The sequence below is a fragment of the Streptomyces sp. MMG1121 genome (assembly GCF_001280015.1).
Classification (GTDB): Bacteria; Actinomycetota; Actinomycetes; order Streptomycetales; family Streptomycetaceae; genus Streptomyces.
Genome location: NZ_LGDV01000085.1, coordinates 211,671 through 226,376 on the forward strand (window position 1 = coordinate 211,671; position 14,706 = coordinate 226,376).

The following is a 14,706-nucleotide window of genomic DNA, read 5'->3' on the forward strand; positions in this document are numbered from 1 at the left end:
GGATTCATCCCTTCGCGGTGGCGTGAAGCAGGTCGACATTGCCGTCGAACTGCCAGAGCGGGTTCGGTGCGTCTCCGGTGCGGGTGCGCACCAGGAAGTAGCCGTTCACTTCCTTCGGCCCGTCGCCGTCGGCCACGAACCGCCCGTCTGCGGTGATGTCGAGCTGGTAGACGGCCGTCCCCGTGGCCGCCTGGACACCGGGCAGTTGCCAGGAGACGACACAGCGCCAGTCGTTGCCCGCGCCCTGCGCGTCGTCCTTGACGTCGCCCTTGGTGCAGGCCGCCGTGGACTTCAGCTGTGCCTCGGTGACATCCGGCCGGTTCAGCTGGGCGGTCTGTAGGCGATAGAGGTGGGCGAACTCCTTGGCGAGAGCGTGCTGCACCTTGTCCTGCCGGATCCCGGAGCCCGTACTCGCCCCGGTCAGCGCCGCGACGACCGCGACCGTGACGGCGACGAGCCCGGCGAGCGGCAGGAGTCCGGCGGTGACCGCGCGGCGGGCCGACCCGTCGTCGGTCGCGTTGGTGAAGTCGCGCCTCAGGAAGAGCAGCTGGGCGATCGCCGTCGCGGTCACGGCCCACACCAGGCTGACCACGATGCCGATGACGAGCTGTCCGTGCTCCGCCGGGCTGGTGAACAGGCCGTTCCAGGCGATGAACGCCCAACTGGGCAGGGCGAGTCGTACGGCGACGGGCAGCGGCAGCATCTGGGCGAGCTGCATCGCGAGGGCGACGACCGCGGGCAGCAGCAGTCCCATCGGGGACCGCCCCAGCACGACGGATCCGAGGAGGCCGATCCCGGCGAGGGCCAGGGTCGGGGCGAGCACGCAGGCCCAGGCGAGCAGGACCCTGCCCGCGGCGTCTCCCGGGGAGAGCAGACGGCCGTCGAGCCCGACCAGCGGATGGTTGCCGACCGCGACGAGCCCGCCGACCGTACTCGAACCGGCCAGCCCGACCACGAGCAGCAGGATCACGGTGAGACTCGCCAGCGCCTTCGCCGCGAAGATGCGCCGGGGCGAGCGGACCGCCACGAGCAGGTGCCGCCAGGTGCCCAGCCGGTCCTCGGAGGCGAACACGTCACCGGCGACCACGGAGGTCAGCAGCGGGAGGGCCCAGGTGCCCGAGAAGCCGAGGATCACCAGGGGGCCGGCCCAGCCCGTGGCGAGCATCCAGCGTCCGAAGAGGGTGTCGGAGGGCAGCGTGCTCTGCTGGCTGACTCCCCCGACGAACAGTGCCGGCGCGATCCAGCAGGCGAGGACCAGCAGCCGGATCCGCCACTGCGAGACGAGCTTGACCAGTTCGAAGCGGTAGCCGCGGGCCACGGACACGCGGGCGGTGCCGGCCTCGTGTCCGGGGGCGACGACGGTCGCGGTCATCGGCCGGCCTCCTGCTGCTCGGTCAGGGCGAGGAACGCGGCCTCCAATGGGGACACCACGGGGGCGAGTTCGCGCAGGGCGATGTCCGCGCGGACGAGTCGCGTCACGAGTGCGTCCAGGTCGGGCACCAGTGCGCGGACGACGAGTGCCTCGGCGCCCTGGCGCGCTCCGACGCCGTCGACCGTGCGGATCCCGGGCACGTCGGCGGCCAGCCGGCGGGCGGCCTGGGGGTCGGAGGTGACCAGGCGGTAGTCGAGTTCGCGGTTCTCGGCGGCCAGTTTGCCCAGCGGACCGGAGAAGACGACCCGCCCGGTGGCGATGATGGTGACTTCGGAGCAGAGCGCCTCCAGGTCGTCCATGCGGTGGCTCGACAGCACGACGCCGGTGCCCTGCGCCGCGAGCCGGGTGAGGACGCCGTGTACGTGCCTCTTGCCGGCCGGGTCGAGGCCGTTGGACGGCTCGTCCAGCACGAGCAGTCGGGGCTTGGTGAGCAGGGCGGCGGCGAGCCCGAGCCGTTGGCGCATGCCCAGCGAGAAGCCACGGGCCTTGTCGTCGGCGACATCGGTGAGCCCGACCTGGTCGAGCACGTCGTCGATGCCCGCCGCCTTGGTGTCCTGACCGCGGAGCGCGGCCAGCGCGGCGAGATTCTGCCGTGCGGTGAGCGAAGGGTAGAGGCCCGGCCCGTCCACGAACCCGGCGACACCGTCCGGAGCGGCGAACGCCCGCCCGACCGGCGTGCCGAGGATCTCCAGGCTCCCGCTGTCGGCGACGGCAAGGCCGAGCAGCAGCCCGAGCAACGTCGTCTTGCCCGCGCCGTTCGGTCCTACCAGGCCGTGGATCTGACCCTGCGTCACATCCAGGTCGATGCCGTCGAGTGCGACGACCTCGCCGAAACACTTGGTGATGCCGCGAGCCCGGATCGCGAGGAGTGAGTCCATGAGCCCCTTCTTTCGAAAAGCCTCAAGGAGGTTAAGGACGGCACACAACAGTGACAGGAGTCGCCAGTTGAACGCCAGGGGAACGTGAGCCAACGGGCTTACGCGTAGGGGCCGTTGTACGGGTTCCGTGACGGGGACAGCGACGGGTGGGTGGTGAGCCGGATGGCGTGATCCCGTTTGAGGCGGGCCATTTCGAACAGCGCGATGGCCGTGACCGTCACCGGGGCGCCGAGGATGAACAGGATGCCGAGCCTGAGTCCGAGGCCGTGCAGATCTCCGGTGAGGAGATCGGGCAGGGCCATCAGCCAGGTCGTGACGATGGCGAGCAGGGGCGGCAGACAGCGGTGCACCGCGGCCGTACCGAAGAAGTTGCCCGTGACCCGCAGCGCGCCGGCGCCCACGAACCAGACCAGCCACAGGGCCAGGAATCCGAGCGGGATGACCAGGAGGCCGCCGCCCAGTGCGGTGTTGTTCTGGAGCAGCAGTACGGTCGCCACCACCGAGCCGACGAAGGTCAGCAGCAGTCCGAGCGCCTTCAGCAGCGCGGGCCGCAGCGGTCGGAGGCTGCCGCCGCGCCGCCAGATCCAGAGCATGATCCCGACCGTGAGCGGGGTGACGAGGAGCAGCACACCCGAGGCGACCAGCAGGTTCTGCAACATCTCCGAAAAGGCGAAGCCGCCTTCGACGAAGGTGTAGACACCGACCGCGGCCACGGTTCCGGCGGCGACACGGATCCGCTTGAGCTGCTCGACGGAGGGGTCGAGCGGCTCGGGTATCCAGGCGGGATGGAACACCGCCCGGGCGGCATGATGCGCTTTCAGATAGTTCCGGCTCCTGGGCCCGTCTCCCGTGCGGTTCCGCCACGCGCCGACCATCGCACACTCCCCCGAGTCACAGCTTGCATGATCATCGGCGAGTGTAGCGGGAGAGGGGTGATCGCAAGCTCGCGTTCACATGCATGAACTTGGCACACATGGGTGTACGCACCGCCGTCCGTCGTACCAGACTCGCCCAACATCGGTGCCACATCGCTGAGTTGGAGGCCATCCATGACCATCTCCCGGCGTACCGTGCTCGCCGTGGCAGCCGGTGCCACGGCGACCGCCGCCGCTCCGGCACAGGCCGCGGACACGTCCTCCGGGCAGCAGCCGGGGCCGGTAGCCCGTGTGCTCGGTGCGGCCGCCGACTACGCGGTGACGAAGTTGCGGGCCGTGGCGCCGGGGGTGAGCGGATTTCCCGTCAGCACGAAGTTCGAGAAGTGGGTCGTCTCCCAGAACGGCGACTGGGTGGGCGGATTCTGGCCGGGGACCCTGTGGATGGCGTATCTCCGCAGCGGGGACGAGGCGTTCCGGACGCTGGCGCTCGACTCGGCCCGCAAGCTCGCTCCCCGCCGGTTCGACACCACCACCCACGACCTCGGCTTCCTCTTCTACCCGTCCTGGGCCACCGCCTGGCGCCTGACCGGCGACGACAGCTGGAGCACGGGCGCCGTACAGGCGGCCGACTCGCTGATCCAGCGCTACAACCCGCACGGCCGCTTCATCCGGGCCTGGGGCGCGCTGGACACGCCGCAGAACGCGGGCCGGGTCATCATGGACACGATGATGAACCTCGACCTGCTGGCCTTCGCGAGCCGGCGGACCGGCGACGAGAAGTACCTGAACGTCGCCGTGGAGCACGCCAGGACCGCGCGGCGGTACTTTCCGCGCCCGGACGGCTCGACCCCGCACGTCTTCGATTTCGACCCCGACACCGGAGCACCGATCGGGCCGAACACGGTACAGGGCTACAGCCCCTCCTCCTGCTGGTCCCGCGGACAGGCCTGGGGCATCTACGGCTTCACCACGATGTACCGCCGTACCGGTCACGAACCGTTCCTGGCCACGGCCCGCGAACTCGCCGACTTCGCGGTGGGAGCGCTGACGTCGGACCATGTGCCCGTCTGGGACTACCTCGCACCGCAACAGCCCTACGACATCAAGGACGCGTCGGCGGGCGCGGTCACGGCCTGCGGTCTGCTCGACCTGGCCGCCGCGGCCGGCAGACCCGAGTACCGGCGGGTCGCGATACGGATCCTCACCGCGCTGTCGGAGACCTGCCTGACCCGCAAGTCGACCCGCGCGGACGCGATAGTCGCCCGGTGCACCCGCAACCGCCCGGCCGAGGACGGGATCGAGGTCTCCCTGCCCTACGCCGACTACTACCTGCTGGAAGGCATCCTGCGCGTGTTGCAGCCGAAGGACGTCGACCGGGCCGTCGACCTGTCGAGCACAGTCGCCCGCACCATGCACTGAGGACCGACACCTCACCGGATACGGCACGAACGTGCCGGCGTTCTGGTCGATCCGCAGTGGATGCCCGACGGCCGGGGCGGCGCGCTGGGGGCAGCCGAGGCGTGCGCAGGCGCGGACATGCTGCTCATGGGGTGAGCCTCCCCAGGGGCACGTGCGTCCCTCAGCCTCCTTGGCCAGGCCGCCTACGGGCCGGTGTCGGCTCCGGCGAGCCCGAGTTCGCGCTCGCCCAGCGGGGCGAAGAAGCGGTCCACGTCGGCATCGGTGACCTCGGTCAGGGTCGCCGGGGACCAGTGGGGACTGCGGTCCTTGTCGATGACCTGGGCACGGATGCCCTCCACCAGGTCGGGCGTGCTCAGGGCGGCGCAGGAGACGCGGTACTCCTGGTCCAGCACCCGCTCCAGCGAGCCGAGGAGCCGGGCGCGGCGCACCGCCGCCAGGGTGACCTTCAGCGCGGTGGGCGACTTGGCGAGCAGGGTCTCGGCCGCCTCCTTGGCGCTCGGGTCACCGTGGGCGAACAGCCGCTGGACGATCTCCTCGACCGTGCCGGCGCCGTAGCAGGCGTCGATCCATTCCCGGTGCCCGGCCAACTCGCCCCGCGGCGGCGGCTGTACGTGGTGCGCGAGGGCGCGGTGCACGGACCCTACGGCCAGGTCGTCCACGAAGTCCCGGAGGAAGGCGGAGGGTACGTAGTGGTCGGCGAGCCCGCACAGCAGGGCGTCACCGGCGCCGATCTGGGCGCCGGTCAGCGCGAGGTGGGTGCCCAGCTCGCCCGGGGCGAGGGCGAGCAGACGGGTGCCGCCCACGTCCGGGACGAAGCCGATGCCGGTCTCGGGCATCGCGATGCGCGAACGCTCGGTGACGATCCGGACGCTGCCGTGCGCGGAGACGCCGACCCCGCCGCCCATCACGATGCCGTCCATGAGGGCGACGTACGGCTTGGGGTAGCGGGCGATACGGGCGTTGAGGCGGTACTCGTCGCGCCAGAACGCCGCCGAGGCGGTGCCGTCGCCGTCGCGGGCGTCGTCGTGGATGGTCCGGATGTCGCCGCCCGCGCACAGGCCGCGCTCCCCGGCGCCGGCGATGACCACGGTGTCGATCGCCGGGTCGTGCTCCCAGCCGGTCAGTGCCCGGTCGATACGGCGCACCATCTCGTGGTTGAGGGCGTTGATCGCCCTGGGCCGGTTGAGGGTGATGTGGGCGGCCCGTCCGGCCGTGTGCAGCAGGACGGGTGCCTCGCTGCCGGTCATCCCAGTGCCTCCGTCAGGCCGCGGGCCACGATGACGCGCATGATCTCGTTCGTTCCTTCCAGGATCCGGTGCGCCCGCAGGTCGCGGACGATCTTCTCGATGCCCTGCTCGCTCAAGCGGCCGTAGCCGCCGCGCAGTGGGAGGGCGCGTGCGGCGGCCGGCGCGGACACCCTCGATCCTCGCGGCCCCGGGGCCGGTCGGCGGGCAGCCGCGGCGTGCCGCCCGCGTAGGTCCAGTGGGCGTGCGTCGAACCGATCACACCGTGCGGCGCCGCGGCGGCGTGAAGGCGTACAGGTCGAGGATGTCCGGCATGTCGGCACGGCCCGGGCCGCCCGCCCGTACCCAGGCGATGATGTCCTCGGTCGCGTCCGCATCGTTGACCAGCCCCAGCCAGACCGGCCGCGCGCCGGCGGCACGGGCGGGCGCGGAGGGTTGTACGACGATGACGTTGGCCTGGTCGCACACGTCGAGACAGTCGGAGATGCGCACCGGCACCTCGGCGCGCAGCCGCGCGGTCTGTGCCGCATGGTCGACCCCGATCACCTTGGGGCTGCCGCAGCAGCAGTCCCGGCACACGATGACCCGGCACGGCGCCGGCCCGGACCCCGCGCTCCCACTCCGCCGCTCGCCCATGCCGTCCTCTCCCCTCCCGGGGAGATCCGCCCCGGCGTCCACTGGCGATCATCATTTCACTTCCCGGACCGGGACCCCTCCGAGCCGTTGACGCCGACGCGACCGTGCGAGCCGTACGCTGACCAACAGGCCTACGGAGTAAGGGTGTTGGAGCGAGGGGGGAGCCTGGTGGGTGTGGCTGGGGCGTTCGAGACACGGCCCGTACCGGAGTTGCTCGCCGAGAACTCGCGGCGTCATGGCGACGGGCTCGCGTTCGCCGACGACCGGCGCGCGGTGAGCTGGACCGGACTGGAGCGCAGGACCGCCGGATTGGCGGCCCGGCTGGAGGTGGACCGAGGGGCCACGGTGGCCTTCTGCCTGGACAACAGCGTGGAGCTGGTCGAGGGGCTGCTCGCCACGGTCCGGGCCGCCGCGGTCGGTGCCCCGCTGGGTTCTCGCGGCACCGATGCCGAACTCGCCCGGTCGCTGGCCGACTGCGCCCCTGCCGTGCTCGTCACCGACCGGCGGAATCTGCCGCGGCTCGCCCCGCTGACGGCCGGACGGCCGGTGCGGCTGGTGGTGACCGGCGAGGGCCCGCTGCCGGAGGGCGCCGCGAGCTTCGAGGCCCTGGCGGCCGTAGCGTCGTCCGCGCCCCGCGACGACCTCGGCCTGGACGATCCGGCCTGGCTGCTCTACACGTCCGGCACCTCCGGCACCCCCAGGGCCGCCGTCTCCAGTCAGCGGTCCGCGCTCTGGTCCCCGGTCGCCTGCTATCTGCCCCGGCTCGGGCTCTCGGCGACGGACCGGATGCTGTGGCCGCTGCCGCTCGCGCACGCCTACGCCCATTCGCTCTGCGTCCTCGGCACCACCGTGGCCGGGGCGAGCGCCCGGATCACCGCGTCCTCCGAACCGGCCGCACTGGTACGGCTGGTGGCCGAGTTCGCGCCCACCGTCCTGGGCGGTGTGCCCCTCACCTACCGGCAGCTGCTCGACGCCGGCCTGGGCGCGGTGCCCTCGCTGCGGTTCTGTGTCACCGCCGGCGCGCCCAGCGACCCGGACCTGCGCGAGCGGGTCGCGGCGCGGTTCGGTGCCCCGCTCCTGGACGGGTACGGCAGCACCGAGACCTGCGGAAAGATCGCCATGGAGTCGCCCGACGGGCCGAGGGTGCACGGTAGCAGCGGGACGCCGCTGCCCGGGACGGAGGTCCGGCTCGTCGATCCCGGAACCGGGCGGGACACGGCCGAGGGCGAGATCTGGGTACGCGGCCCCGGCGTCATGCTCGGCTACCACCGCCGGCCCGAGGAGACCGCCGAGGCCCTGCGCGAGGGCTGGTACCGCACCGGTGACCTGGGACGGCTCGGTGAGCACGGCTGTCTGACCGTCACCGGCCGGGTGAACGACCGTATCGTGCGCGGCGGCGAGAACGTCGACCCGGCCGAGGTCGAGCACGTGCTGCGCGCTCTGCCCGGGGTGCGGGACGCGGCCGTGGTGGGGCGGGCCCATCCGCTGCTCGGCGAGGTGCCGGTGGCGTTCGTGGTGCCCGCGCGGCAGGGCCTCGATCCGGCGCAACTGCTGCGGGCCTGCGCCGCGGTGCTGTCCGCGCCCAAGGTGCCCGAGGACGTCCTGTTCACCCCGGCCGTTCCGCGCACCGCGGCGGGCAAGCCACGCCGGGCCCTGTTGCGCGAGGCGCTGGCCGGGCGTCCGGCCGAGCGGGCGCTCGCGCGGCTGACCGGTCTGACGCCCGGCGAGCGGCGGGCCGCGCTGACCGACCTGGTGTGCGCGGAGACCACGGCGATCCGGGGCGCGGCCGCGGACCCCGGTACGGCGTTCGCCGACCTGGGTCTGACCTCCATGGACGCGATGACCCTGTGGCACCGGCTCAGCCTGCGCACCGGGCTGCGGCTGCCGGCGACACTGGTCTGGGACCATCCGAACCCCGGCGCCGTCGCCGCCCACCTGGACGCCCGGCTGCACGGGACACCGGCGCCCCCCACGGCGGTACCGCGGCACGGTCCGGACGCCGAGCCGGTGGCGATCGTGGCCGTCGGCTGCCGTTATCCGGGCGGGGTGGAGTCGGCCGAGGACCTCTGGCGCCTGGTGGCCGAAGGAACCGACGCCACCGGCGAGTTCCCCACCGACCGGGGCTGGGACCTCTCCTCGCTCCACCATCCCGATCCCGACCGGCTCGGCACGACGTACGTGCGTCGTGGCGGGTTCCTCGACAACGTGGCGGACTTCGACCCGCTGTTCTTCGGCATGTCACCCCGCGAGGCCCTGGCCACCGACCCCCAGCAGCGGCTGCTGCTGGAGGTCGCCTGGGAGACGCTGGAACGCGCGGGCATCGCGGCACCGGCGCTGCGCGGCACCAGCACCGGGGTATTCGTCGGTCTGATGCACGTCGGTTACGGCACCGGGGTCTCGCCGCACGAACTGGAGTCGCACATCGGCATCGGATCGTCGGCCAGTGTGGCGTCCGGACGTATCGCCTACGTCCTGGGGCTGCGCGGGCCGGTGCTGACTTTGGACACGGCCTGTTCGTCCTCGCTGGTCGCGCTGGACCTGGCCGCCAAGTCGCTGCGGGCCGGCGAGTGCACGCTGGCGCTGGCCGGCGGGGTGACGGTGCTGTCGAGCCCGCAGCCGTTCATCGCGTTCAGCCGCCTGCGCGGTCTGTCACCGGACGGCCGGTGCAGGTCGTTCGCCGCGGGCGCGGACGGCACGGCCTGGGGCGAGGGCGTCGGTCTGGTACTGCTGGAGAGGCTGTCGGACGCCCGGCGCAACGGGCATCCGGTGCTGGCCGTGCTGCGCGGGTCCGCCGTCAACTCGGACGGCGCGTCGAACGGCCTCACCGCACCCAGCGGTACGGCGCAGCGGGACCTGATCCGGCTGGCCCTGGCCGACGCGGGGCTGCGGGCGGCCGAGGTCGACGCGGTCGAGGGACACGGCACGGGAACCGCCCTGGGCGACCCGGTCGAGGCCGGCGCGCTGCTCGCGACCTACGGACAGGACCGCGATCCGGCCGACCCGCTGTGGCTGGGCTCGGTCAAGTCGAACCTCGGGCACACCCAGGCCGCAGCGGGTGTGGCGGGCCTGATCAAGATGATCGAGGCGATGCGCCACGGCGAACTCCCCGCCTCGCTGTACGCGCAGCGGCCGTCCCCGCACGTCGACTGGTCGGCCGGCGCGGTACGACTGCTCGACCGCGCCCGCCCCTGGCCACGCCGCGACCGGCCGCGCCGCGCGGCGATCTCGTCCTTCGGCATCGGCGGAACGAACGCGCACGTGATCATCGAGGAGGCGGCGGACAGCGACGGGGGAGCCGGTGCGGGTGGCGAAGGCGGTGGTACTCAGGGGCGGGGAGCGGACGCGAGCGACGGAGGGATCGATGCCCACCGGCCCGGACGGAACACGGGCGACGGAGGAGGCGAAACCCACCGGCCCGCACCACACACCGGTGACCAAGCAGACCGTACCCACCGCCCCGCACCGAACACAGGCGACCGAGGAGGCAAAGCCCACCAGCCCGCACCGGACACGGATGGCGGAGAGGGCGGTGCCCACCGGCCCGCATCCGACGCGGGTGGCGGCATCGGACCCGACCGGGTTCCGGACGCCGTAGCGGGTCCGGGCACCGGTGCCGGTGCCGGGGCCGGGGCTGCGGGCCGCCTGCCACTCATGCCCTGGCTGGTCGGTGGCGGTGACGCGGCCGGGCTGCGTGCCCAGGCCGCCCGGCTGGCGGTCGCGTTGGCCGACGTGACCGGCGAGCCCGCCGCGCTGGATGCCGCGTACTCGCTGGCGACCACCCGGGCCCCGCTCTCCCACCGGGCGGCCGTCCTGGCCGCGGACCCCGAGGGCCTGCTCGCCGGGCTGCGGCAACTGGCCGAGGGCGTCGACGGGCCGTCACCGCTGCGCGGCATCGCGCGGACCCGGCCGAAGGTGGCTCTGCTCTGCGCGGGCCAGGGCGGCCAACGGTCCGGTATGGGCCGCGAACTGCGCGCCGCGTTCCCCGTCTTCGACGCGGCGTTCAAGCGCCTGTGCGAGGAGTTCACGCCCTGGCTCGACCGGCCCCTGCTGGAGGTGGTCGACGCCCCGGACGACAGCCTGCTGCACCGGACCGACCATGCGCAGCCCGCCCTGTTCGCCTTCGAGGTCGCCCTGCACGCCCTGCTCGCAGACGTCGGCGTACGACCGGACTACCTGGCCGGTCACTCCATCGGCGAACTGGCCGCCGCGCACATCGCCGGTGTGTTCTCGCGCGCCGACGCGGTACGACTGGTCGCCGCCCGTGGCCGGCTGATGGCGGCCCTGCCGCCCGGCGGGGCGATGATCGCCGTCCGTGCGTCGCTCTCCGAGGTGACCCGCCGACTCGACGCGGAGTCCGCGCGGGTGGCGGTCGCGGCGGTCAACGGTCCGGCGTCGGTCGTCCTCTCCGGCGACGCGGACGCGGTGACGGCGCTGGCCGCCGACCTGGGCCGGCCGGCCCGACGGCTGCGCGTGAGCCACGCCTTCCACTCGCCGCTGCTGGACCCGATGCTGGCCGAGTACCGCGCGGTCGCCGAGTCGGTGACCTACCACCGCCCGTCCGTCCCGGTGGTCTCCACGCTCACCGGCCGCGCCGAGCCGGACGCGCTCGCCACCGCCGACCACTGGGTACGGCAGGCACGCGAGACGGTCCGATTCGCCGACGCCGTCGGGCGGTTGGCGGACGAGGGTGTCACGGCGTTCGTCGAGGCCGGTCCCTCCGCCGCGCTCGGCTTGGCGGCCGAGGAGTGCGTGGCGCCGGACGCGGGCGCGGTGTTCGCGTCATGTGACCGCGCACGCACGGCACTTGAGGCGCTCGCCGCGCTGCATGTGCACGGGGTGCCGGTCGACTGGCCGTCGGTGTACGCCGGCAGGGGCGCCCGGCGACGCGCGCTGCCCACCTATCCCTTCCAGCGTCGGCGCTACTGGATCGACGCGGTCCGGCACCCGGCTCCGGCCGGGCATCCGCTGCTGGGGCAGCCGCAGCCCGACGCCGACGGGCCCAGGATCCGGCACACCGCCGTCCTGTCCACGACCCGCCGCCCCTGGCTCGCCGACCACATGATCGGCGGCCGGGTGCTGGTGCCCGCCACCCTCTTCGCCGAACTGGCCTGCCGGGCCACCGGTGCGCCCGGCGCCGTCCGGCTCGCCGAACTGGCCTTCCACGAGCCGCTCGTGCTCTCCCCGACGGAGCAGACTCTGGTACAGGTGGTGGCCGGGGCACCGGAGGACACCGGCGACCGCCCGGTCACCGTCTGGGCCCGCACGGCCGACACCTCGGGACCGTGGACCCGGCACGCCACCGCGAGGATCACCGCGGCGCAAGCGGCTCCCACCGATGCGCCGCCCGGGGTGTGGCCGCCCGCCGGCGCCGAGCGGATCCCGGTCGACTACGAGCGTCTCGCCGCGTGCGGCGGTCTGCGTTACGGGCCCGCCTTCCGCGCGGTGACCGCGCTGTGGCGCCGGGACGGCGATGTCTTCGCCGAACTGTCCCTGCCACCGGAGGAGGCGGCGACCGCCGGCTCATACACCCTGCACCCCGCCCTGTTCGACGCGGCGCTGCACTGCGCGCTGCTGGCCGGGGCACCGGGCGGCCGGGCGGCCGAGCCCCGGGTCCCGCTCGCCTGCACCGGCGTGACGGTGTACGCACCCGGCGCCTGCGCCGCGCGCGCCGTGGTACGGCGCCTCGGCCCGGACGAGTTCGGGGTCGCCCTCACCGACCTGGCCGGCCGCCCCCTCGCCGCCGTGGAGTCCGTGGTCACCCGCGCGATCCCGACGACGGCGCCTGGGGCGGCCACCGAGACGTACCAGGTCACGTGGCGGCCCACGACTCCGGTCCACGGCACCGTCCCCGAGCACGAGGTGTTCGACGTGGCCGGTCTCGCCGCTGCCCTGCCGGACGACACCCCGGTGCCCGACCGCGTGCGCGGGCTGCTCACGGCCGTACTGGAGCGGGTGCGCGACTGGACCTCCGACGCGCGGCCGGGCTGTCTGCTGGTGCTCACGCACAACGCCACCGGCGACGATCCCGACCCCGCCGAGGCCGCGGTCGCCGGGCTCGTACGCAGCGCCCAGTCCGAGCACCCCGGCCGGATCGTGCTGGTCGACCGACGGGGAGGTTCCGTGCCAGTGGAAGCGGTCGAGACCGCTCTGCGGTGTGGTGAACCCGAGGTCGCCCTGCGCGACGGTGTCCCCGTGGTGCCCCGGCTCGCGCCCGCGGATCCGCCCAGCGCCGAACCGCCCGCCCTGGACCCCGCGGGGACGGTGCTGATCACCGGCGGCACGGGCGCGCTCGGCGCGAGCCTGGCGCGGTATCTGACCGTCGAACGCGGTGTCCGGCACCTGCTGTTGCTCAGCCGCGGCGGCCGGGTACCGGACTGGGCGCACGACGTACCGGCCGTGGTGCGCGTGGCGGCCTGCGACGTGCGTGTCCGCGCGGCCGTCGACGCCGTGGTCAGGTCCTGCCGGCCGGCGCTGACCGCCGTCTTCCATCTGGCCGGGGTCGTGGACGACGGCGTGGTGGACGCCATGACCGCCGAGCGGCTCGCGACCGTGCTCGGGCCGAAGGCGGACGGTGCCTGGCACCTGCACGAGGCGACGCGGGATCTCGGCCTGTCCGCCTTCGTGCTGTACTCCTCGGCCGCCGGCGTACTCGGCCGGCCCGGGCAGTCCAACTACGCGGCCGCGAACGGATTCCTCGACGCGCTCGCCCGGCACCGGGTGGCCCAGGGGCTGCCCGCGCAGGCACTGGCCTGGGGGCCGTGGTCCACCGCGGGCGACGCGGGGATGGCGGGCCGCGTCGCGCCCGACCGCCTCGCCGGCGGCGGCGTCCTGCCCGTCACCGAGCAGGAGGGCATCGCTCTGCTCGACAGGGCGATGCGCGTACCGGCACCGGTGCTGGTGCCGATCCCGCTGGACCTCGCGGCAGCGGGCGACGCCCCGGTCCCGCCGCCCGCCCTCGCCGACCTGCTGCCACGGCCCGCGGCCGCCACCGAGGGTGCCCCCACCGCCGTACCGGCCGCCGTGGCCGTCGGGCAGCCGCCCGGCGCATGGCGCGAGCGGCTCGCCGCCGTCGCCGCGCCCGAACGCGAGGCCGTGCTGGCCGAGTTGATCCTCGCCGAGGTGGCCGCGGTCCTGGGCTTCCCGGACCCGGCCGCGCTTCCCACCGACCGCGCCTTCACGGAGCTGGGCTTCGACTCCCTGACGGCCGTACAACTGCGCAACCGGCTCAGTGCGTTCACCCAGGTCCGGCTGTCCGCGACCGTCGTGCTGGAGCACCCCACCCCGGCCGGACTGGCGGCGCACGTCCACACCGCGCTGATCGACGCGGGCGGGCCTGCGTGGGAGGAGGCGGCAGCGAGGGGGGCCGACACCGATTCCGGCGCCGCACCGGCCTCGTACCGGTTCAGCCCGCTCTACCACCGAGTGCTGTGCGAGAAGGGGCCCTTGGAGGCGATGGGGCTGCGCTTCCTCGCGTCGTACGCCCTGCCCGCCTACTCCGCCGCCGAACGTGCCCGGCATGCGCTCCCGCCGGTCAGGCTCGCCCACGGTGACGGCACGCCGCTGGTGTACCTCCCGGACTACCTCACGCCGCGCCACCGCGTCCCCGCCGCGCTGGCCGAGCGGTTCGACGGCGAACGCGATCTGTTCCTGCTCGAACATCCCGGGTTCGGAGGGCGGCAACGGGCCGTCCCGGACAGCATGGACACGCTGGCGCGGACGCACGCCGACACCGTGCGTGCTCTGCCCACCACGGCGGCCCCCGTCCTCGTCGGCTACTGCGCGGGCGGCGCGGTCGCGCATGCCGTGGCCCAGCAGCTCGCGCGGAGCGGGCAGCCTCCGGCCGGCGTGATCCTGATCGACTCCCATGCGGGCCTGCTGCGCCGCGACGACCCGCGCGGGCTGGCGCTGATCGCCGCCGGTGCCGACCTGCCGGACGACGACGTCGACGAGCTGGACGACTCGTTGCTGATCACGGGTGGCGGCTACGTCCGCGTCCTGGAGAACTGGCGGCCCGAGCCGTCGCCGGTCCCGACCCTGCTGCTCCGCGGCCGCCCCACCCCGCACATGCTGCGGATCGCCCCCGACGCCGACTGGCGGCCGCACTGGCCGCCCGCGCACGACAGCGCGGACGTCCCCGGCGACCACTACTCGGCGCTCCACCGCGACGCGGACAGCACGGCCGAGGCGATCCGCGCCTGGCTGACCAGGTGACCGCAGACGGG

7 protein-coding genes and 1 pseudogene are annotated in these 14,706 nt (G+C 73.9%); 2 read left to right on the top strand and 6 right to left on the bottom strand.

Annotated elements, in window-relative coordinates; genetic code table 11:
- Positions 1 to 4: 4 nt before the first annotated feature.
- The 3 genes from ADK64_RS09490 to ADK64_RS09500 all read right to left on the bottom strand — a co-directional run bounded on the left by ADK64_RS09490 (position 5) and on the right by ADK64_RS09500 (position 3,104).
- Positions 5 to 1,372 (bottom strand): ABC transporter permease, encoded by a 1,368-nt coding sequence (locus ADK64_RS09490; protein WP_053657006.1) that lies wholly within the window; start codon positions 1,370 to 1,372, stop codon positions 5 to 7.
- On the bottom strand, positions 1,369 to 2,310 hold the full coding sequence (locus ADK64_RS09495; RefSeq protein ID WP_053657008.1) for an ABC transporter ATP-binding protein: 942 nt from the start codon (positions 2,308 to 2,310) through the stop codon (positions 1,369 to 1,371). The genes ADK64_RS09490 and ADK64_RS09495 overlap by 4 nt, the downstream gene beginning before the upstream one ends.
- Positions 2,311 to 2,408: 98 nt before the next feature.
- Positions 2,409 to 3,104, bottom strand: a complete 696-nt coding sequence (locus tag ADK64_RS09500) for a hypothetical protein (protein ID WP_159046205.1) — start codon at positions 3,102 to 3,104, stop codon at positions 2,409 to 2,411.
- 255 nt (positions 3,105 to 3,359) lie between these two features.
- Here ADK64_RS09500 and ADK64_RS09505 point away from each other — a divergent pair, with 255 nt between their 5' ends.
- Complete coding sequence (locus ADK64_RS09505) at positions 3,360 to 4,604, top strand: glycoside hydrolase family 88 protein (protein WP_199829549.1); 1,245 nt, start codon at positions 3,360 to 3,362, stop codon at positions 4,602 to 4,604.
- Between the two features lie 182 nt (positions 4,605 to 4,786).
- Here the strand turns inward: ADK64_RS09505 and ADK64_RS09510 are convergent, their stop codons facing one another.
- From ADK64_RS09510 to ADK64_RS09515, 3 genes and pseudogenes are all read right to left on the bottom strand, one after another.
- Positions 4,787 to 5,851 (bottom strand): enoyl-CoA hydratase/isomerase family protein, encoded by a 1,065-nt coding sequence (locus ADK64_RS09510; RefSeq protein WP_053657012.1) that lies wholly within the window; start codon positions 5,849 to 5,851, stop codon positions 4,787 to 4,789.
- Positions 5,848 to 6,129, bottom strand: a pseudogene (locus ADK64_RS48370) (acyl-CoA dehydrogenase family protein); the annotation flags it as partial. The gene ADK64_RS09510 and the pseudogene ADK64_RS48370, both read right to left, overlap by 4 nt.
- On the bottom strand, positions 6,107 to 6,484 hold the full coding sequence (locus tag ADK64_RS09515; RefSeq protein ID WP_199829550.1) for a (2Fe-2S) ferredoxin domain-containing protein: 378 nt from the start codon (positions 6,482 to 6,484) through the stop codon (positions 6,107 to 6,109). The pseudogene ADK64_RS48370 and the gene ADK64_RS09515, both read right to left, overlap by 23 nt.
- A gap of 174 nt (positions 6,485 to 6,658) precedes the next feature.
- Here ADK64_RS09515 and ADK64_RS09520 point away from each other — a divergent pair, with 174 nt between their 5' ends.
- A complete protein-coding gene (locus ADK64_RS09520; RefSeq protein ID WP_234384509.1) occupies positions 6,659 to 14,695 on the top strand; it encodes a type I polyketide synthase in 8,037 nt (2,678 codons plus the stop codon).
- Positions 14,696 to 14,706 lie beyond the last annotated feature (11 nt).